We start from the raw sequence: 21075 nt of genomic DNA, 5'->3' as shown, positions 1-21075 counted from the left end.
TTTATCTGAGCGACTAATGTGCTGGATGCGTCACAATTAAATCCTGATGAAATGATTGTGAAATATCAGGAACAGCAGTCAGCAGAGAGAGGGTTTAGGTTTTTGAAAGACCCCCTATTTTTTACGGATAGCGTGTTTCTGAAGTCGCCGGAAAGAATCGAGGCTTTAACTTTGGTAATGGGTTTGTGTTTGTTGGTTTATACTTGAGGTCAAAGGTTACTCCGGCAAAATTTGCAACTCACTAATAAAACTGTAAAAAATCAGTTGGGTAAAGGAACTAATCGACCTAGTTTACGCTGGATATTCCCAAGTTTTCAGTCGATTCATGCCGTTTGCATTCAAGGAATTCAACAAGTTTCTAATTTGACATCCTCACGGTTGGTCATATTAAATTTGTTTCCAGTCAGCGGTAGGTCTGATTATTTTTTATGGTGAAATGAAGTCGATTATTGATTGCAAAACAGACTTACATTTAAGTAATTGTAGATGCAGCAGTGATGTATAATTGTCATATGGCCGACGATATATGCGGGAAATTAATAGTTAGTAATGGTCGGATTTTTGACGTTTTATGGGTTAAGAAGATTTAATTCATGCCCTCATGTCAATTTTGAGAAATTCCTAACTGGGTGATGATCTCGTTGCACAGATTTTTGGGTGTTTTTACTCACGCTCGATCTCGGATGATTCACTTTTACCCCCTCAATTCGCGTAGGCTGCCCCTTGGGGGTGCGGAATGTGGGTTGAAACCGCGTTTTTTTCTTCATTCCGCACCAGGCCCAATTCGTTTGTGTAGGATCGGTTTCAACCGCCGTCTTATCTAGTCCTACTTCAATGAATTGATTGTGGTCAGGTTTTAGAGTAATGTGCACGATCTTTACTTCTAATAACTTTTAGCCATTAGGCTCTCCTGACTTTATGGTGTATAATCTAACAAACAATACATTTACTGTCATGGACTTTTATTGGGACTATATATTAGACTTGCCTGGAGTCAAGGTTGAAAGTTGTACTCAAATTGAGGCAAAATTTTTATTAGGACTGAGAATTGTACGAGAAGGTATGGTTTGTCATCACTGTCAAAATTATACCGAACAACTGCATCAGAATCGAGCAATCTTAGTAAGAGATTTGCCAGTCTTTGGTCGTCCTGTTTATTTAAAAATCCCACGACGGCAGTTTTACTGTCCTAATTGCCAACGATATCCCACAAAAATACATTTTTTGGAGAGAAAAAGAAGGCATACTCAACGATACGAACAAAATATTTATGAGCGCGTTCAACAATCGAATATAGAACAGATTGGGCGAGAAGAACAACTGAGTTATGACGAAATAAAAGGAATATTTGAGCGGGTAATTAAGCTAAAAAAAAACAACTTGGAAGCCAGCTAAGCGAATCTCTCTGGATGAAATAAGTATGCGGAAAGGTCAAGGAAAGTTTGTGACTGTCATTAGTGATATTTCTGAAGGTAATTTGATTGAAATAATTGACTCTCACCGTCAGGAGGAAATCATGGAAGTTCTTAGGGAGCAACCGATTGAAGTTCGTGAACAAGTTGAAGAAGTGAGTGTTGATATGTGGGGAGGATTCCCTAAGATTATCAAACAAGTATTCCCAAATGCCCAAATTGTCATTGACCGTTTTCATGTCATGAAAGTGGCAAATCGAGATTTAAATAAATTACGTAGAGCAGCAGGCATTACAGATAGATGTAGTAAATATTTATTATTAAGTAATGGGGAAGATCTTAATCCAGAGCAGCTTGATAGATTAGAATTGACATTAACAAAATCAGAATGTTTGAGAATTGCGTATCAGATGAAGGAAGATTTTAGAAAAATATATGAAACTAATTTAACTGTCAAAAAAGGGCAGGGAAAATTCAAAAACTGGCTGAATCATGCACAATTATTCTTTCGAGAATCTGCGTCAACAATTGAAAATCATTTTGAGGGTATTTGCAACTACTTTGTTCATCGCACAACCAGTGGAGTGATGGAAGGAATTAATAATAAAATTAAGTTGATTATGCGACAAGGGTATGGCTTTTCTAATTTTGATAATTTGAGAAATCGCGTATTAGCTTGCTTCTTGCATTAGATAAAATTATCACCATAAGTTCTGGAGAGCCAGCCATTATATCATTTCCACTGCCTATCAAGTGTCAAGGTGAAGGGGAGGGCGATCGATCGCAATTAAGCGCGATCGCACTTTTCACCTGTTTTTTCGATATTTGCGATCGGCAACAGCAATGTCTCCTCAATTTCCTGCCGCACAGCAGGAGATACATTACAACCGCTATTCAGGCAATATACCAGCAATTTATTAGCATCGTAATATTGTTTCAGCAATGACTTCTGGTGTTCGCTAAATTGCCAATCGTGACCTATATTGCGATAGAAAATTATGATTTGTCTTAATTGCCTAGTCCAAACTTCTCCGTTAGCTTGCCACCATTGCCTAAATATTTCCTTGTCACAATCTGGGTGAGGTAGTTGTTTCTTAAGTTCTCCCAGTGCTTGCATCAGTTCAGGTTCCACAACAGAGACAAGAAGAATGTCGTGGGCAAGACTAAGGGCAGGGTCAATAGCACTGTCGAGTACAGGCAAAATGGCAAGGTCAAGAACAAGGTCAATGGTCAGTTGAACAGCAGGGTCAAAGGTATGTTTAATTGCCTGGTAAAGGGCAGCATCAAGGAAACGTTCAGGGTTACGATTAAGAGCAAGCTCAAGGCATGGCAAAAGGGAAAAGTAAAAGAATCTAACTGCCGCAGGTTTGTAGATAAAATCAACAGAAAGGGATTTTTTGTTTACCCACACTAGGAACTGCTGTAACTGCTCATCCTCAGCGAGGAGTCCATCAACTTGCTGTTTGATTAACACCAACAATTTATCAGCATTTTGCAACATACCAACTGCCAGTAAAAAAACTTCTCGCCAACGCTTCTCGGTGATGTGGCTGACGAGTTTTTCTAAAGCTTGTGCCTCATAATTCTTAATAATTGCTTTGGCAGTAAAATACTCTTGAAATGTTAGATGAGAAAACGAATAAATCCCCCTTGCCCTCTCCACCAATAACCCATGTTGTGCCTCGAACGCCTTCAGCACAACCTCACTATCCATTTCTAACTGAACGCGGTCAGTTTTACCTTCGGGCAAGTTAGCTAGATAGTCGGCAATCAATTGCTGAACTGTAGTTTTTTCAAAAAAGTAATCGCCCCGCTCAAAAGTAATAGCTGCCACAAAAGCAAGTAAATGTTGCTGGCGGCACAAATTCAAATCGCGATAAACTTCATCCCGTTGAATGCCTCTAGTTTCATCCCATTTTCTGAGCATAATTTCCAGTCCTTCCTCATACAACTTGGATCGGTTGGATGGAAAATCTGCTTTTGCTTGGAATACTAAACAAGTTAGATTCAACAAGATAGGTGTTACTGCTAGTTCTCTAATTTGCTGATTTTTATTCAGTTTTAGCTGCTCTACAAATTGAGATGCTAAAGCTTGGCCTGCCTCCAGATTGTTCTGGGAAAACGCCACAAACCAATTGCTAGCAAAGGCAGCGATTTGCTCGTTATTAAAATCGGCTACCTCAACACAGGTAAAGCCTTCGTCATGAAATCGGTACTTAGCAGCGGCAATTCGACAGGTGACGATAAACTGATTTTTGTAATACTTTTGGACAAACTGACGAATCTGTTTGACGACTGCATTGCTATCGGATTCTGGCACTTCATCTAAGCCGTCCAATAAAATCAAACCTCTGCCTTGACTGAGTGCGGATTCAGTTTGCGATCGCACTTCAACTCCGCAACTGGCAAATTCGTCGCTGATATATGCCAATAAGTCAAGATTGGCGATTTGGTTAATTTTTTTTATTAGTATAAAAATAGGTATTTTATTTGGTTCAAATTTTGCCCGATCGCACTGAATGGCGATATGTTTCAAAAAGGTAGTTTTACCGGAACCCGGTTTGCCGAGTACCATAAGTTTAGAGTGAGATTTCACAGCATCTAAACCGGGGACTCGTTTCTGGCAGACTTTACCCAATCCCAAGCGGTTAAAGTTATCCGCATCTGGGTTGAAGTCTCTGACTAAATCGCGAATTTCTCCCGGCTGCCAAGCGGTAATTGCCTCCAAAATGTTGACTTCAACGTAAAGGTTGCTGACATCAACGGGTTGTGCTATGTCCAACAGTTGCATTTTGCTGTAAAGTTGTTGGATTTTGGTGTGGCATTTTTGCCGAATCTCTTGCACTACCGAATCAATGTCTAAATTCTGCTGCGGAGGACGATCGACAATTTCTTCCCAATTCAACTGCAAAACCGTGCAGAAAGCCTGGAAAGCATTGGCATTAATGGGTTCTTGTCCTCCTAAAAAACGCCTCCAAGTTGGCAGCGAGAGGCCATCGGCATAGGGCCCATCATCAGTCCAAGTGCGATCGGGATCTAATTTTTGACTAGCTTCTACTAGCCATCTGGGGTTGTCTATCGTCCATCCCCTCTCTCTTCTAGCCTGCTTAATTCTTATTAGTCCCTTCTGAGAGGATCTGAGGGTAGTCATTGTATAATTGACTTTTCTATTTGTCAATGTCAGTTTTCGATCAGTTTAGCGATCGCCAACTGAGTTTGTCAAGACGTTAGCAACCAAGAGAAAATGATCGGGAGAACAACGAGAGCATCCCTCTGGAGTATAAACAGCGTTTTTGTTTGAGTGCGATCGGGCACAGCACAGCCTATATATCCCAAATGGCTTCTCTATCTCGCTTCGAGGTCTCCGGTGAAAGAATGCCACTCGCTGTTTTGGTAAAAAAGTACACATTAAAATGATGACAAAGGATAGCAAAATGAGAGATAACATGGATGAAATTCCGTCAGGTGGGGTAGGTATAAAACTCATGAGCAAAATTGCCGATCAGCTAAGCTATACCCGCACTTCTGACAGTCGAAACTGTCTGTTCATTCTCAAATATTATCAGCATCTTTCAGGTCTAGTACCATCCCAACACAGCACTCAATCTGGTTTTTTTAAGCGGTCTAGCGATGTTTTAAACGGTTTGAACTGGTTTCAAAAGCAACGAAATCGTGAATCAGAGCGCAGTTCTAACCAGCCAATTCACAAAATTAGCGTTCAATTAAAAAGTGAACTCAAAGCTGTGGATCAAGTTTTATCTTTGATCCAGCAGTTAGAGCCTCTACCCATTCCTGAAGCAGTGTTTCAAAACTGCAAACTTGCTACCATCGAGGGGTTTACAAATGCTGTTCGCCATGCTCACAAACATCTGCCATTAGCAACTCCGATCGATCTGGAAATAACAGTATTTCACAATCGCATAGAAATCAAAATTTGGGATTGCGGCCAGCCTTTTGACTTCAACGCGAAGTTGCAAGAAGAATTGCAAGAAACAAGTCAGTTCAGTTTGAACGATCTCGAATTTATGCTTTAGTACATAAAACTTATGCACTGGAGGCGAGCCACCGGGTTTTTCACCCTAATACTTGATTCAAACCCTCAAGATTGGTTAAAAAACCCGGTTTCTTTAGTCCCGTAATTCCTGCTAAAATTTTTCTGTAATTTCCAGCTTTCAATTGACCGTAGAAAGAAACTTTTTTGTGATGACGGTTGATACGGATCCCAAAATTTTCGTTGTGAATGATGACCACCCATCCGCAATCTAGTTCATCGCTTTTTGAATCAGCGTAGTCCTGCATACTCAGGAAAATCTGTGATAATTTTACGTATTCAATCTACCTAGAGTTTGAGAGCATGAAATGTCCAAAGTGCAACTCTCAATACATTGTAAAAAATGGTCACACTCACTCCGGAAAACAAAATTTTAAAGGGCGAGATAGTGTCAGACAATTTGTCATATATCCCAGACATCAACCGATTTCTGAAGCAACAAGGGAATTAATAGATCTGCTTTAGAAAGAAAAGATATAGCCTCGATCAAAAAGATGAGGTATGTCTGGTAATGGGTAATTGGGAAAAAGGTAATTGGGAAAAAGGTAATTGGGAAAAAGGTAATCGATAGTTCCGATAAGCTTTCTGAGGTTTCTGGGAGTAAAGATGCTCTTCTTCTGTGTGTGTTCTCCCTGGCGATCGTAGCAGAATTTGGCATACCTCATCTTTATGAGAACCGCTATATATGCAGGCTATAATTGTGAGAGCTAGAGGAGTCTCTCAAACGTGGTTGCAATAGTATGTGTTTTGAAAAAATTAGGCTCGGTAAGCTAGAGAATTATAAGTGAATTTAAAAAAGGCGGAAGCTAAAAATTAAATCTGATGAAATGTCGTCATTTTGAGCGTACTTTCCGGCTACTAAGGAATGAGAATTAAATAACTTACACAAGTTTGTGGGGCTATAAGATCCCGCCATTTTTGGACTGGATCTTATAGCCCATGCCACAATAACAATTAAAATTGTAAGTTATTTAATTCGCGCTCCTAAGCAGTGTCTGGGAGCCATTGATGCGTTAAATTCATAAATTGTAGGAGTATATATTGGTCACAGACATGAACAAGAGTGCGAGGGGATTATGGGATTTTTTACCAGAAAGAATTGGTTTAAAGCCGGAACCCTTGTAGGGAGAAATTAAAATCAGACTATTCATTCCTCCAATCCTCGGACTTCCAGGTGAAGTGCCCTCAAGCGGTCAACTGTCAACTGTCAAGCGGTCAACTGAACACCAGTTTATCGCCAATGTGCTGTGAGTTATATCGTGTCCGATCGATTAACCGCAATCAGATTAGTTCGATCGTTTTTGTTATGGTAATCAACCGGACATGATATTATACAGACTTTTGGAGTTCTTACGGAACATTTTTTCCAAAAAAAGAAACAAAACCGTAGGAAAAGATACTGATTTGAGCAACTATATATAAATATTTAATAATACCATGATTGACATAAAATATCGTTTTAACTGACTAGCCCAGTGATTAAAAAACTCAATCTAATCTGCCAGCTATACTCCCATCATTGCTCTCATAATAGTTGAGTAAGATGGCACTTCACGGCGACGGATACGAAAATATTTAGTCAGTTCGTGTGGTTGAGAACTAGCTGGGATTTCCCAAGGCTCTATATCCTAGATGTTCACTGATTCAACCTAATATGACTATTAGTAAGCTCAACCATAAAGGATGTCTTTGTCCCTGGCATCGACGAAAATCCTTGACTTTTTTTAGATATTCGATTAGACTGTATATATTATTAATCACAAAAACAATAGCGACTTTTATCGAGTTTACTTTGATCGAATTTACACAGACAGCAGTCGCTGTTTCATGGGCTGATTTAGTATGAGAATGAATCAGCCCTGCCTCTGCTGGGACGAAAGTTTGTCTAGTAGCGATTTCAATCGCCGAATTTGGTTAAAACTATAATTGCTAAACATCAACTAGCTCAGGAAATAGATCGCAAATGGACAGCAAAGACCTAGCCCAATATATCGAAGCAACCGACGGCATTTCCAAACCGTGGCTGTTGGTGCAACTCCGGATGAAAAAATTGCAAGAAAGGCGATCGGAGATTTCTACTGAAGAATATCTCAAAGAACTTACCGATCTTCACCAAGATTTAATGAATCTGGGCGAATGGTGGGTGGGAATCGAAGACGAAGTGTTTTAATTCGTTTTGGGATGCGTGAGATAGTGCGTGAGGAATCAACCTTCTCTGTAAACGTCCTTCCGATGTTTGCATTGTAACAGCAGAATCGTTAGCTTTTCATCTTCTATTTCATAACGAACGCGATAATCACCGATGCGAATACGGTATTCATTTTCATAACCTTTGAGTTTAACCACTCCATCTGGGCGAGGGTTTTCGGCAAGTTGCTGGACTTTGACAGCGATACGCTCGTAGACATCATCGGGCAAGGCATCTAGCTGTTTTTGCACAGCTTTGGGTATGATGATTGTATAAGTCATAATGACTTTCTTACCCGTTGATTCATGTATTCGTCGAACGTGGTGCAATCACCAGCTTTGTAATCAGCACGGGCGGCCTCAATTTCAGCAATATCTTCGGGAGAATCTTCCTCTTCCGGGAATAGTTCAGCTTCCAAGAGTTCCCAAAGCTTCTGTTTTTCCGCAATTTCCAGTGACAAAATTGCTTCCAGTAGTGATTGAAATGTGATATCTACTTTCACGATATTCTCAGCCATTCAAACTTTTCTCCATATTTAGTTTTACATTTTTAATTATGCCTGTGCCCATTGTCGCAGTTGCTCGTCGGGGCGATTCACGAAGAGGGATAGCTGCGCCGCGCGTACTTTAAAATTTTTCCATCAAAAATAATGTATTTGTTTTAGGTCAACACTTCGGACAGTTTTGGATTGCCGACCGTAGAATCAGGGCTTCAGGGCGATCGAGATGCTTTCGGGTAAATCAAGGGTTTCACACTGCGACCTAAAAAATGTCCAGACTATTGATATATCGTACCCGGTAATTTTACCATAATTCCGCTCCGGGGTGGGTTCACGCCCGGTTTCCAATATCAGCCAGAGAGCGGCGTAAACTCGCCACTGCAAAAATATTGCGATCGATCGAACACGATATCGTTTGTTGGTTATTTTTGATATTTAGGCGGCTAATTAGTCGCCTAAATATCAAAAAATTTATGAATAAAATTTATTGATGTGACCGGATGCTTGACATTATAAATTTGATTGGCTAAATTTAAATTATAGTATTTTTCATTAATTCACATAAATTATTAGTAGGAGTGCGTTAAGCTGTTAATTATATATCCGCACGTCTGGTGGGTGCGTCATATCCTCACATCTTTTCCCATACTTCAAGCGAACGGTATGACACACCCTACGGTCGAAAAATAAATCCTCACTTGCTTGAATGTTGTCAGAATGTGACTGTTTTTTACACATTATTTATCTGATTATTATATCTAATTTAGGTGCCTCGAAATGGGACAGATAATTATTAACGAATTCCGGCGCGATACTGGAGACTTTACAGGCAATGAGTATGTAGAGTTACTGCTGACAGAAGATTTAACAGCTACTCAGCTTCAGAGCTATTTTGTAGGCGACTCAACTGCTCCAACAACAACTAAATATTCAGCTTATCGATTTGCCAGCATGGCGAGTATTGCTCCCGTGTTTAAAGCAGGAACAATAATTGCGATCGGTGGAGCAATCGCCAATCAAGAGATTACCTACAACCCCATACCTTTGGGAACAGATAGCGATTGGAACATTAGATTGAGTCCCGAAGGTGGATTTTTGACAAAGTTGCTCCCAGCGGGAAATTTTGATGGGGATTTCGCGGCTTCTGATGTTGTTTATGTTGATAATACTAGCACTATAAACACCGATACAGTAGATGCGATCGCCTGGAGGTCATTGGGAACGCACGGAGCCTTTGGTAGTGCAGCTAAGGTGCAAATTTCAGCCCCAAATAACGGGCGTAATGTCGAGTTTTCCAGTGCTCTTGGGGGCGTCAACCGAACTGCTAATTATGCTGTTGATAGTCCAGGTTCTATCGGTTTGCCCAACGGTGGAATTAACACTATTTATATTAACAGCCTCCGCAACCCGCAGGTCAACAGCGCTCCGACTTTGATAAATCCTAATGTTAATAATACGCCGATCGCAATTGATGAAGATCCAGCCAACGCAGCTAACACGGGCTTTAGTATTTTCAACATCACTAGCGAGTTAGGCGGTGACGCTAATGGCGATCCGTTGGGTGTCGCAGTCACAGCAGCAGACAATACTAACGGCAATTGGCAATTTTCAACGAATGGCAATACTTGGACAAATTTCGGTACATTGTCGGAAAGTTCAGCAACAGTGTTCGGCCAGACTCCTCTTTATAATGGCTTGCTGGGCAACACTCCCAGTTCTCAAAATAGGCTGTATTTGACTAATTTAAATTTTATTTCTCCTAGCACTACAGCTTCGGAAATATTTAGCGGTAATGGAGCTAATTTAAACAGCACTGCTGCGAATAGCATTTATGCTGGTTATACAAATGATCCTTTAAATACGTCATTTCCGCCCCTCGATCGCACGCAGGGATTTAGCTTATCTTTTAATCTGCAAATTATCTCCGAAGCCCGTACTAATGCCAATCGGGCGGGTTTTAGCATTGTTGCCGTTACAAGCGATAAAAAAGCAATTGAAATCGGTTTCCAACAGCTATCTGCAACTACGGGCAATATCTTTGCTCAAGCAGACGGAATTACTCCCAATCCTGGCGGACAACCCAATAGCTTATTTCTGGCTGCCGAAAAGGCTGCTTACAATACGAATCTTGCTACTAACTATACTCTGAAAGTTCTAGGCGACAATTACTCTCTTTCGGACGGAAGCAATAATGTTATACTAACGGGGCCGCTGCGAAATTATGCTGCATTTACTGGCGCGAATGACCCCTATGAAACTGCTAATTTTCTATTTCTCGGAGACTACACAACCTCAGCTCAATCTAACATCAACTTAACGCGGGTTTCTCTACAAACGCCTGCGAAAGTCCGCTTTGTACCCAACCCAAATTATTACAGTATCGCTGGCAGCGAACCAACAATTACGGTGCGGGCGTGGGATGGAACGAATGGAGTTGCTAACGGTACTGTGGGTGTGAACGCTTCAGTTACTGGGGGAACAACGCCGTTTAGCACTAATTCGATCGCACCGACAATTACCGTTAATCCAGTCAACGATGCACCCTCGTTTGTCAAAGGGGGCGATCGCACTCTCAAGAGTAATTCCAGCGCGCAAACAGTCCCCGGATGGGCGACGGCAATTTCTCCAGGCCCCGCCAACGAGTCGGGACAAACTGTGGCTTTTCAAGTAGTCGGGAATGACAATGCTGCTTTGTTTAGCGTACCGCCTGCGATCGACTCGGCGGGCACGCTAACATTTACACCGGCCGTGGGTGCGATCGGCAGTGCTAAGATCGCTCTCAATCTCAAAGATAATGGCGGCGTAGCTAACGGCGGTGTCGATACATCCGCCAATCAAACTTTCGTCATCAACCTCACCAACTTGCCGCCTGCGGGACAAACAGACAATTACACCATTCCCCACACCAAGGTATTCAACCAGCAAGCCCCCGGAGTATTAGGCAACGACAGCGACCCCGACGGCGATATCCTGACAGCCAAGGTATTGTCAAACCCAATCAACGGCAAGGTCGATTTTAAGGCAGACGGTTCATTCAGCTATACTCCCAATGCGGGTTTTGCCGGGCCAGACAACTTCACCTACAGCGTCAGCGACGGAGTATCGCCGTCTGGGGCTGTTTTCGTCAACCTCAATGTCGCCAACTTGCCGCCTGCTGGACAAACAGACAATTACAGTACCTCACTTGATACCGCCCTCAACATTTCTGCGATCGCAGGCGTCTTAGGCAACGACAGCGACCTCGACGGCGACCCGCTGACGGCAACTTTATCAACTGGCCCCAAAAATGGCAAGGTCGATTTTAAGGCTGATGGTTCCTTCAGCTATACTCCCAACCCCGCCTTTGTCGGTGCAGACATTTTCAGCTACAGCATCAGTGACGGGATCTTGCGATCTCCTGCCATTTCGGTGAATATCAACGTCACCAACTCGCTAACCAACCAGCCGCCAGTAGCAAATAGCGACAACTACACAACTCTCCACAGCAAGGGACTGAATGTTCCAGCCCCCGGAGTCCTGGCCAATGACATTGACCCCGACGGCGACCCCTTGACTGCCACAGTGGAGTCACTTCCCAACAACGGCAAGGTCAATTTCAAGGCTGACGGTTCCTTCAGCTATACTGCCAATCCAGGTTTTATCGGTACAGACAACTTCAGCTATAGCGTCACTGACGGCATCACCCCACCTGTTTCGGTGCCGGTCAAGATCAATGTCACGAATCAGCAGCCACAAGCAAATAGCGATCGCTACAACACTCCCCACAACAAGACACTCAATATTCCAGCCCCTGGAGTCTTAGGCAACGACAGCGACCCCGACGGCGACCCCTTGACTGCCAAACTGGTAATATTACCCAAAAACGGTAAGGTCAATTTCAACCCTGACGGTTCCTTTAGCTATACTCCCAATCCGGGTTTTGTCGGCCTGGACGAATTCAGTTACAACATGAGTGACGGGGTATCTACGTCTGCGGACACTCCGGTAAGTATCAATGTCACCAATCAGCCACCACAAGCAAATAGCGATCGTTACAATACTCCCCACAACAAGACACTCAATATTCCCTTCCCCGGAGTCCTGGGAAACGATCTCGATCCCGATGGCGACCCCTTGATTGCCAAAATAGTCACGTTACCCACCAACGGTCAGGTGAGTTTCAATGATAATGGTACCTTTAGCTATACTCCGAGGCCGGATTTTGTCGGCTTGGAGGAATTTAGCTACAGCATCAGTGACGGGGCGTTCACTTCCGCGCCCACTTCGATCGGGATTAATGTCACCAACCAGCAGCCGATCGCCAATCCAGACAGTTACAGTACATTGGATACCAGTGTTCTCTACGTGGATGCGATCGCGGGCGTCTTGGCCAACGACTCCGATCCCGACGGCAACCCGCTGACATCAGTCCCGGCTGATTTGCCCAGCAACGGCAAGCTGACATTCAATAAAAACGGTTCTTTTACTTATACTCCGAATACTGGCTTTTCTGGAACAGACAGTTTTACATACATAGTTAATGACGGCATCCTTGACTCTGCGCCCGTCGCGGTGAACATTACTGTTAAGAGTGCGGGCGCGTTTAACTTCAGTAAAGCTAACTACAGTATCAAGGAAAATGCTGCTGCTGCGACAATTACCGTCATTCGTACAAATACTGATGTTGCTGCTGATGTCAGTTACAGTACGTCGAACGGCACTGCTAATGCTGGCGCCGACTATACTGCTGCATCGGGTAGGCTGAATTTTGCGATCGGCGAAACTCAGAAAACTTTTACTGTACCAATTATTGACGACTCCTTAGTAGAAGGCGATGAAACTGTTAATCTCAGCTTGAGTTTGCCTAGCAATGGTGCCAGTTTGGGAACGAATTCTGCTGCTATTTTGACTATTTTAGACAATACTCCCACACCGACTCCGACGCCAAATCCGATCGCAATTCCCACGCCAACTCCTGCGGAAACTCCCACGCCAACTCCTGCGGAAACTCCCACGCCAACTCCTGCGGAAACTCCCACGCCAAATCCTGCGGAAACTCCCACGCCAACTCCTGCGGAAACTCCCACGCCAACTCCGATCGCCATTCCGACTCCCACGCCAGCGCAAACTTCCACGCCGACGCCAAATCCGATCGCAATTCCGACTCCCACGCCAGTGGAAACTCCTACGCCGACGCCAAATCCGATCGCAATTCCCACTCCCACGCCAGCGGAAACTCCCACACCGACGCCGCTCGCAATTCCCACGCCAACTCCCACGCCGACGCCGCTCGCAATTCCCACCCCAACTCCCACGCCGATCGCACCCATTCGCACGCCGATCGCAATTCCGACTCCCGCGCCAGTGGAAACTCCCACCCCGACTCCCGCGCCAGTGGAAACGCCGATCGCCCCCATCGCACCTCTTCCAACCGAAACCCCAATACCTGAGGTCATTCCTGCTGATTCTGAAGACTGTACGTGCGATCGAATCAATTTACCCGATCGCACTGCCATTCCCGGCCCCAACCTCACTGCAAACACTCTCAACGGTACTGACGGTAAAGATACTCTTACCGGCAGCAATCTTAATGACAGCATCAACGGTTTTAACGGCAACGACTTGCTAATTGGCTTGTTCGGCAGAGACAATATTTACGGCGGCCTTGCGAGCCCGGTTCCTGTGGGCGCGGATGCAGACAGCGACACGATATTTGGCAACGAAGATAACGACTACATCGTCGGAGACGCTGGGAATGATGTTATTTATGCGGGAAAAGATGACGATCGGGCGATCGCAGGCAAAGATAATGACATAGTTTGGGGTGACAAAGGCAACGATACCTTGCTGGGGGATGAAGGTAATGACAGTTTATTTGGCGGCACTTCTGACTCCTCTGACGGCGATTTTACAGGAAAAGATTTGCTATTTGGGGATAACGGCAACGACCTTTTATACGGGCAAGAAGGTGCAGATACTCTTGCTGGTGGCAATGGCAATGACAGCATCCACGGAGGCAAAGATAACGATCTAATTTGCGGCGAATCTGGCAACGATCTGCTGTTGGGAGATTTGGGAAGTGACACCATCTGCGGCGGCGAAGGCGACGATACAATTTTCGGAGATATTGACAATATTCCGACGGATGGTAGCAGCCAAAAAGATTATTTGTGTGGCGGTAGCGGCAACGATCTAATTTTTGGCAATGAAGATGCGGATAAATTGTGCGGCGGTGACGGTAACGATACTCTGTACGGCGGCAAGGGTGACGATACTTTGATTGGGGGAAGTGGTGACGACTGGTTGATTGGAGACTTCGGAAACGATACGCTGCAAGGGGGAAGCGGGCGCGATTACTTTGGCTTAACTGCGGGGGATGGTGGCGATGTGATTGCTGATTTTAAGCAAGGTGAGGATTTATTGGTTTTGACGGGAGGGCTAGCAGGCTTAAAGGTCGATCGACTCAGCATAGTTCAAGAAGGCGGTGCAACATTAATCAAAATTGCCAATACAGATCAAATCTTAGCTACTCTCAACGGCGTACCAGCTAACCTCATCACCCAACAAGATTTTAGAGTAATTGAGTTAGGTTTGTAGATTTAAGATAGCGGTTGCAACCGCTTCGAGGGTGCAAAATCGAATCTGGTAACGCTGGGGCGCGATCGGCCTTCCGACAATCGCAAGGTAAACTGAAAGCAACCCCTGACTCACCCCAGTTTACCTATGCCTCGCTGGTTCAATACCGCTGGCCCCTGCCAGGAAGACATTCATTATACGCTGTCTCCAACACTGCGCTTACCCAGCTTGGAACGATTAATTGCCCAACGCAACTATTTCGTCATCCATGCACCGCGACAAATCGGCAAAACCACTGCCATGTTAGCTTTAGCCAAGCAACTCACTGACAGCGGAAAATATACCGCCGTCATGCTATCAGTGGAAGTTGGCGCACCTTTCAGTCAAGACATTGCTGGCGCTGAAAATGCCATTCTCGGCGCTTGGCGAGATAATATTGCTTTTCGCCTTCCGAGTGAACTTCAACCTCCTGATTGGACAGGTATAGAGTCTGGACAAAAAATTCGGGCAGCTTTACAGCTTTGGGCGCAGGCATCGCCCCGTCCTCTAGTCATTTTGATCGATGAAATTGATGCCTTACAAGACCAGGCTTTAATTTCAATTCTACGCCAATTGCGAGATGGTTATCCCAATCGTCCAACAGCTTTTCCTCAATCAGTCGGCTTAATCGGTTTGCGAGATGTGAGAGATTATAAAGTAGCAGCAGGTGGCAGTGAAAGGCTCAATACTTCCAGTCCGTTTAATATTAAAGTTCGTTCCCTCACTATGCGGAATTTTAATGCTGCTGAAGTGGTCGAACTCTACCATCAACATACTGAAGATACCGGACAATTTTTTACAACTGAAGCCTCAGCTTTAGCTTTTGAATTGACTCAAGGACAACCTTGGTTAGTGAATGCGTTAGCTAAAGAAATCGTTGAAGAGTTAGTCACGGATGAATCTGTAGCCATTACAGGCGAACATATCTTAACAGCCAAAGAGATTCTGATTAAACGACAAGATACACATTTAGATAGTTTAGCCGAACGACTCAGAGAAAAGCGAGTTCAAGCCATTATCGAACCAATTTTAGCGGGTTTAGAACTGGGAAATGTCCCCAATGATGATATTCAGTTTCTCATTGATTTGGGTTTGTGTAAAATGGATACTCAAGGCGGATTGACCATTGCCAATCCCATTTATCGCGAAGTTTTGCCGCGCGTGCTAACGGTAACACCAATGGCTTCATTGCCACAAATTGCACCGAGTTGGTTGACGGCTGAGGGCAAATTAAACACAGATGCCCTTCTCGATGCCTTTCTCGCCTTTTGGCTGCAACATGGCGAACCTTTGCTCAAAAGTGCCTCCTATCCCGAAATTGCACCGCATTTAGTGTTGATGGCGTTTCTGCATAGGGTGATTAATGGTGGGGGAACTCTAGAGAGGGAATATGCTATTGGGCGCGATCGCATGGATCTCTGTTTGCGCTATGGTGAGGTGACATTGGGAATTGAATTGAAGGTGTGGCGCGATCGGAAAGTCGATCCTTTGACTAAAGGATTGGAACAGTTGGATGGGTATTTAGCGAGATTGGGGCAAGATGAGGGTTGGTTGGTAATATTCGATCGTCGCGACAATGCGCTGGAAATAGAAGAAAGACTCAAAACTGAAATTCATCCCAGTCCCTCGGGGCGAGAGATTACAGTCATTCGGGCGTGAGGATTCTTTTTAATTAAAAATCTATCAATCTAAAATCTAAATCTGTACCTCATCTACCTGAGAAAGGCTATAGCCTTTCTCACATTAGTGGGGTATGAATCTTGACCTGAAAAGCTTGCTGTAAGGGTTGTAGCATAACTCAGCATACCTCATATGAAAGCTCGAAACGCTATATAGTAGATTTACCACTTTTATTAACCAGAGAGTTTGAAGCGATCGCCTGCGTGCGATATCGATTTAGCCAGGATTTAATTGCCAATTTAAATTCAGCTTTTTGTGCCTCTTGAATTCCTTCCGGATCGAAGCGATCGCAATAATGAATCTCAATCAATAATGTCAACTCGTCGAGTAAATATAATTCCGGTTGTTCCTCTTTCAACCTCTCGATCCAATTTTTAAAAGACTCGGAAGAATGGCGAATCAATCCTAGCTCATTTAAAGCCTGTTCGATCAAATAAAAATTAGATTTCGGACTCAACGAATCTTTTTTATAAATAGCTTTTAGCCACCTCCGTTTCTTAGGTGAAAAGCGGAAATTTTTCTTAAATTTGGGATTGCACGTCAGGAAAAATATTACTGCCAACAGCATTCCTCCCCCATACTTCAATCCATTGTCGCCATCTGATAAATATCGCAACCACAGCCAAGTTTTGAAACTCAACAACGACCATAAATCAGAGATAAATGCCAATTGGGGAGCAGCACTATCCTCAATGCTTGTCCAATCAGAAGGCGTAGTATCAAAAGCTTGCCATTTTCCCGCGACATAAGCCAAAGTCCAAGCATGAGCGTGGCGGCTTCTTACAATATATTGGTTCTCCAAAGAACTAAATTCATGAACGGAATATCCCACAGCATAACGGGCTGGAATACCTAGTTTTCTCAAGAGAAGTGCCGCAGCAGTCGCAAAATATTCACAATGTCCGGTGCGGGATTGCAGTAAAAATGTTGACATAGGAGTAGCATCATTATCTTGACCCGCAAGCTTTAGTGAATAAACGAAATTCTTCAGAAAAAACCACTCTATTCGATCTAATATTTCTGGTTGCGATTTTCCTTGAATATTCAGTTGGCTGATAATGGTATTCAGTGCGACTATCTCGGATTTTGGTATTTGCAGGTCGTCTTCTGTAGGCGGGCTATCTAAAGAAAAATTATTATTAAAATAGGTTTTATAAACTGGTCGCTCGACTTTTCCCATCACTTTAACTGTACCGTATTGATTCTTTTCCATCTGACTGACAGGCAATGCGTCAATTTGAAAAGTTCCATCGGGCAGTTTTAATAAACCTCCACCTCCTTGCAGTGCAGCCGCAATAGTAATCCTGGAGGAATTAGGTAATTTGTCGGCTAAATCCCAAGTTGTGCCATTAATCTGTGGTTGTATCGGGACAAAATTAGGATTTAAGGCGATCCAAGTTGAAGATTTGTAGCGATTGTAAGTGGCTTCTCTTAGCAGTCGAGGCGGAGTCTGTTTAGCTTCAGAAGCAACTCTAAAAATAATTTCATTTGACTGTTTTAATAATCCCACTTCCCCGATGTTCGTGTGTTTTTGCAAAGAATCTGTCTGTTGGGAATTCATATTACTAAGCCATGAAATTGCTTGCTTTTCTACTACTAGGTGAAGTTGGTGCAACCCCATCTGTCCTATAAATCCTATACTGCCAGCAATTAACATCAGACCAATCCAGAGAATAGATGAAAATCTTTGCGATCGCACCGACTGCAAAGCAATAGCAGTTAAGATAAACATCCCAGGATAAAAAGATATCTCTCTACTGTTCGAGGTACTGGCAGATAACACGCAACAGATAAAATATGGATAAGTCAGATTCACCATCAAGGGGTTAAGTAGTGCTTTTTTTGTTCCCTTGTTTAGCCACGAAAAAATCATGCGTATATCCAGACTTTCATTAACAGAATAGAGCTGAGCAGCCACCAATGGGAAAAATACAGCAGGAAGCCACTGCAACAAAATATATATCACGTAAATAGAGCGGTTATTGAAAATAGAGCGGTTAGTGACCAAAAGATAAGCCAGTAAACAGCACAAAATAATCAGGCAGAAATTAGCAATGCGCCTCAAATCACTAGCTGAAAAATCCCACCGATAAGGCAACCAGTTAGCTGCTTCTAAGATAAAAGCAATTGGCAAAGCCAAAAACCACATTCCCGTCTGCCAGCCCCAAAAAAATATAGTAGCACCCAAAAGCATCACTGGCATTTTCATAATTTCATTAACTCCTCTTGTATTTTGCCTAACTTTAAAATATGGCAGTTTGTTAAGTTATCTTTAATTAACCCTAAATTTAAGCTATCTAATTCAGCGTGTCGCTCGGTTAGAATTAAAACTAAGGTATGGATACCGCGACTTCTTAGATAATTTACTAATTTTTTTCTCTGTTCGTCCCAACACAAAAATATGCAAATACAACCGCTTACTAGAGAAATTTTATCCATCACGACTGAGATTAGGGAGTCAAAAACTTTATCCTGACAGGCACTGATGGAGGCGAGAACTTCTAGCATTTTTTCACTAGAGTTCAGCCCCCTGCCAAAGGTAAAACAATAAGCTTCTTGAACGACGAACATCAAATCTAATAATGATTCTTGAGTCTGAACTTCACAGGCTAATGAAGCTGCGATCGAGATTGCTTCTTCTAAAATTTCACTGTATTTTACACTTTGAAATGTATCCAAAATTAGGGCGTGGCGCACAAAAAATTCATCCTGTTCTTCTTTAACAATTGGTTTACCCGTTTTTGCCCAACTTTTCCAGTGAATTTTGCGTAGCGAATCTCCCGATCGATAATCCCGCAGAGACCTAAATTCTTCGGAATCTCCTACGGATGAAGCTAACGTTACTCCACCTGATTGATATCTTCTTAAACCAGGAAGCTGAATAGGTGGTAAATGATATAGTTTTGGTAAAATTAACATAGATTGGGGTAAGGAAATTGTTTGACAAGCATTCCAAATCCCAAAAGGATCTGACCTGGTAACTGTTAAACCTGTCAGGCGGATAACACCTCTACATGACGGCGTAATTTCACCAAAAACTTCTGTTTTGCTATTGTGTGGAAGAGGAGGCAAGTTTATGACTTTAGCTGTGGCGCACTGTTTTCTATAAATCAGCCATAGCCAACGATAATAGCCGCAGTATCGATCGAATGAATTGCGCTGTTCTTCACTGGGTTCAGGTGTTTCTATAAATTCTTGAAAACTCGGTCTGCTATCGGCAAAATTTTCCCACAATTTCAGGTTGGTTTGACTCTGGCTGGTTTTGTTGTGAACGAGGATGCGGTATTTTACAGTGATTCCAACAGTTGCAAATTTGGGCAGCACCCTTACTGCATGGAAGCGGAATCGAAAAAACCTGCTGAAAATTATTGCCATCCCGATAATTGACAATAGGAAAGTAAATATTTGATAGGTCAAGGCCTGATTAGTATCTAATCCTACAATACCTATTATAACCGTGCAGCTAAGCACTACTAACCCATTGTTGGTCAATCGCTTTTTCCTAGACAGATTTACAGCATAACTGAAGCGAAAAATAGCGTAAAAAAAGCGTTTCATTTTTTAGGATGGTACGGGGATAGATTTGATAATTTCTTGCACAACATCTGTGGCGATTCTACCAGAAAAACGCGCTTGAGGTTCCATTACTAGCCGATGAGCGATGACTGATACTGCTGGTTCTTGAATGTGTTCTGGTGTCACAAACTCATAGCCATCAAACAAAGCTAATGCTTGAGCAATTTTCATTAAGGCTATGGAAGCTCTGGGACTCGCTCCTAGTTGTACGCCTTCGGCTGAGCGAGTTGCATTCACAATATCTACGAGGTAACGTTTTAATTCTTCACTGATTCTTACTTGTTTGACCTGCTGTTGTAAGGTTATTAGTTCCTCTAAATTAACGCAGGTTTGAAGGGTGTCAATAGGATGTTGATAAATTTGATCTCCCAGCAGTTTAACCTCGTCTTCCGGTGAGATGTATCCTAGACTAAACTGAAGTGCAAAGCGATCCATTTGGGCTTCAGGAAGTGGATAAGTGCCACGAGATTCTACTGGATTTTGAGTGGCTATGACAAAAAATGGGTCTTTAAGTTTTCGCAAATTCCCGTCAATGCTGACTTGAAATTCTGCCATTGCTTCTAGGAGGGCGGACTGGGTTCGCGGTGATGACCGATTGATTTCGTCGGCTAAGACAATATTGGCAAAAATCGGGCCTTCGTGGAAATGGAAGGTGCGTTCGTTGGGGTCTAACATGGATATGCCCAAGATGTCGGATGGTAACAAATCGGGTGTAAATTGAATGCGTTTAAAGGCGACATCGACAGATAAGGCTAGGGCTTTAGCTAGGGTAGTTTTACCTGTACCGGGATAATCTTCTAGGAGGACGTGCCCGCCACTGACAAAGGCTGACAGCAATTTCCTGATTGCTGCTGATTGCCCTTTCACTACTTTTTGAATGTTGTGGGAAATGCTTTGATAAATTTCTCTGCCAGAGTGGTTATGATTTTCTGTAATTGCTTGATCCATTATTGTGTTCGTAGCGATCGATTACTGTTTATATTATTAACTACTGTATTATAGAAGTCAACTAAAATAGTTCTGCACATTTTTTGTAGCACAAGTAAATTATTAAATAATGGGAAATAGTATGCGA

The 21075-nt window shown here is 43.1% G+C and carries 14 protein-coding genes and 1 pseudogene; 8 read left to right on the top strand and 7 right to left on the bottom strand.

From position 1 onward, the window contains the following. Positions 1-9: 9 nt before the first annotated feature. The 3 genes and pseudogenes from QUB64_RS13300 to QUB64_RS13290 all read left to right on the top strand — a co-directional run. A pseudogene (locus tag QUB64_RS13300) lies at positions 10-435 on the top strand (IS1634 family transposase); the annotation flags it as partial. A 519-nt stretch (positions 436-954) separates the two neighbouring features. Next, positions 955-1395, top strand: coding sequence for a transposase family protein (locus tag QUB64_RS13295; RefSeq protein WP_333268716.1), 441 nt, complete (start codon positions 955-957; stop codon positions 1393-1395). 49 nt (positions 1396-1444) lie between these two features. Then, positions 1445-2104, top strand: a complete 660-nt coding sequence (locus QUB64_RS13290; protein WP_333268718.1) for an ISL3 family transposase — start codon at positions 1445-1447, stop codon at positions 2102-2104. A 95-nt stretch (positions 2105-2199) separates the two neighbouring features. Here QUB64_RS13290 and QUB64_RS13285 read toward each other — a convergent pair whose 3' ends face one another. Further along, positions 2200-4563 (bottom strand): NACHT domain-containing protein, encoded by a 2364-nt coding sequence (locus QUB64_RS13285; protein WP_333268720.1) that lies wholly within the window; start codon positions 4561-4563, stop codon positions 2200-2202. A 283-nt stretch (positions 4564-4846) separates the two neighbouring features. Here QUB64_RS13285 and QUB64_RS13280 point away from each other — a divergent pair, with 283 nt between their 5' ends. After that, the gene (locus QUB64_RS13280) at positions 4847-5446 is read left to right on the top strand and encodes an ATP-binding protein (protein WP_333268722.1); all 600 of its coding nucleotides are present in this window, start codon (positions 4847-4849) and stop codon (positions 5444-5446) included. Positions 5447-5486: 40 nt separating this feature from the next. Here the strand turns inward: QUB64_RS13280 and QUB64_RS13275 are convergent, their stop codons facing one another. After that, the gene (locus QUB64_RS13275; protein ID WP_333268724.1) at positions 5487-5711 is read right to left on the bottom strand and encodes a hypothetical protein; all 225 of its coding nucleotides are present in this window, start codon (positions 5709-5711) and stop codon (positions 5487-5489) included. Positions 5712-5766: 55 nt separating this feature from the next. Between QUB64_RS13275 and QUB64_RS32975 the strand changes: the two genes are divergently transcribed. After that, positions 5767-5928, top strand: coding sequence for an IS1/IS1595 family N-terminal zinc-binding domain-containing protein (locus QUB64_RS32975; RefSeq protein ID WP_442921655.1), 162 nt, complete (start codon positions 5767-5769; stop codon positions 5926-5928). Between the two features lie 1498 nt (positions 5929-7426). Further along, a complete protein-coding gene (locus tag QUB64_RS13270; RefSeq protein ID WP_333268726.1) occupies positions 7427-7633 on the top strand; it encodes a hypothetical protein in 207 nt (68 codons plus the stop codon). A gap of 35 nt (positions 7634-7668) precedes the next feature. Here the strand turns inward: QUB64_RS13270 and QUB64_RS13265 are convergent, their stop codons facing one another. Then, positions 7669-7932: a type II toxin-antitoxin system RelE family toxin gene (locus QUB64_RS13265; protein WP_333268728.1), complete on the bottom strand. Its 264-nt coding sequence runs from the start codon at positions 7930-7932 to the stop codon at positions 7669-7671. Next, positions 7929-8168 carry a hypothetical protein gene (locus QUB64_RS13260; RefSeq protein WP_333268730.1) on the bottom strand — a complete coding sequence of 80 codons (240 nt, stop codon included), beginning with the start codon at positions 8166-8168 and terminating at the stop codon, positions 7929-7931. The genes QUB64_RS13265 and QUB64_RS13260 overlap by 4 nt, the downstream gene beginning before the upstream one ends. A gap of 759 nt (positions 8169-8927) precedes the next feature. On the opposite strand from QUB64_RS13260, the gene QUB64_RS13255 reads away from it, so the two are divergent. Beyond that, a complete protein-coding gene (locus QUB64_RS13255; RefSeq protein ID WP_333394078.1) occupies positions 8928-14726 on the top strand; it encodes an Ig-like domain-containing protein in 5799 nt (1932 codons plus the stop codon). Between the two features lie 126 nt (positions 14727-14852). Continuing rightward, positions 14853-16403 carry an ATP-binding protein gene (locus QUB64_RS13250; protein ID WP_333268734.1) on the top strand — a complete coding sequence of 517 codons (1551 nt, stop codon included), beginning with the start codon at positions 14853-14855 and terminating at the stop codon, positions 16401-16403. A gap of 169 nt (positions 16404-16572) precedes the next feature. Here the strand turns inward: QUB64_RS13250 and QUB64_RS13245 are convergent, their stop codons facing one another. From QUB64_RS13245 to QUB64_RS13235, 3 genes are all read right to left on the bottom strand, one after another. Further along, complete coding sequence (locus tag QUB64_RS13245) at positions 16573-18627, bottom strand: transglutaminase-like domain-containing protein (RefSeq protein ID WP_333268737.1); 2055 nt, start codon at positions 18625-18627, stop codon at positions 16573-16575. A gap of 2 nt (positions 18628-18629) precedes the next feature. Continuing rightward, positions 18630-19748: a DUF58 domain-containing protein gene (locus tag QUB64_RS13240; RefSeq protein ID WP_333268739.1), complete on the bottom strand. Its 1119-nt coding sequence runs from the start codon at positions 19746-19748 to the stop codon at positions 18630-18632. A gap of 237 nt (positions 19749-19985) precedes the next feature. Next, complete coding sequence (locus QUB64_RS13235; RefSeq protein WP_333268741.1) at positions 19986-20948, bottom strand: AAA family ATPase; 963 nt, start codon at positions 20946-20948, stop codon at positions 19986-19988. Positions 20949-21075 lie beyond the last annotated feature (127 nt).

Origin of the sequence: Microcoleus sp. Aus8_D2 (genome assembly GCF_036702665.1) — a bacterium.
Lineage (GTDB): Bacteria > Cyanobacteriota > Cyanobacteriia > Cyanobacteriales > Microcoleaceae > Microcoleus.
This window is presented reverse-complemented; position numbering and strand designations above follow the sequence as displayed.

Bases quoted from the DNA above. Each gene is read 5' to 3' on its own strand.
- QUB64_RS13280 (WP_333268722.1), top strand. From the start codon at position 4,847: ATGAGAGATAACATGGATGAAATTCCGTCAGGTGGGGTAGGTATAAAA.
- QUB64_RS32975 (WP_442921655.1), top strand. From the start codon at position 5,767: ATGAAATGTCCAAAGTGCAACTCTCAATACATTGTAAAAAATGGTCAC.
- QUB64_RS13245 (WP_333268737.1), bottom strand. From the start codon at position 18,627: ATGCCAGTGATGCTTTTGGGTGCTACTATATTTTTTTGGGGCTGGCAG.
- QUB64_RS13255 (WP_333394078.1), top strand. From the start codon at position 8,928: ATGGGACAGATAATTATTAACGAATTCCGGCGCGATACTGGAGACTTT.
- QUB64_RS13260 (WP_333268730.1), bottom strand. From the start codon at position 8,168: ATGGCTGAGAATATCGTGAAAGTAGATATCACATTTCAATCACTACTG.
- QUB64_RS13285 (WP_333268720.1), bottom strand. From the start codon at position 4,563: ATGACTACCCTCAGATCCTCTCAGAAGGGACTAATAAGAATTAAGCAG.
- QUB64_RS13250 (WP_333268734.1), top strand. From the start codon at position 14,853: ATGCCTCGCTGGTTCAATACCGCTGGCCCCTGCCAGGAAGACATTCAT.
- QUB64_RS13270 (WP_333268726.1), top strand. From the start codon at position 7,427: ATGGACAGCAAAGACCTAGCCCAATATATCGAAGCAACCGACGGCATT.
- QUB64_RS13275 (WP_333268724.1), bottom strand. From the start codon at position 5,711: ATGCAGGACTACGCTGATTCAAAAAGCGATGAACTAGATTGCGGATGG.
- QUB64_RS13265 (WP_333268728.1), bottom strand. From the start codon at position 7,932: ATGACTTATACAATCATCATACCCAAAGCTGTGCAAAAACAGCTAGAT.
- QUB64_RS13235 (WP_333268741.1), bottom strand. From the start codon at position 20,948: ATGGATCAAGCAATTACAGAAAATCATAACCACTCTGGCAGAGAAATT.
- QUB64_RS13295 (WP_333268716.1), top strand. From the start codon at position 955: ATGGACTTTTATTGGGACTATATATTAGACTTGCCTGGAGTCAAGGTT.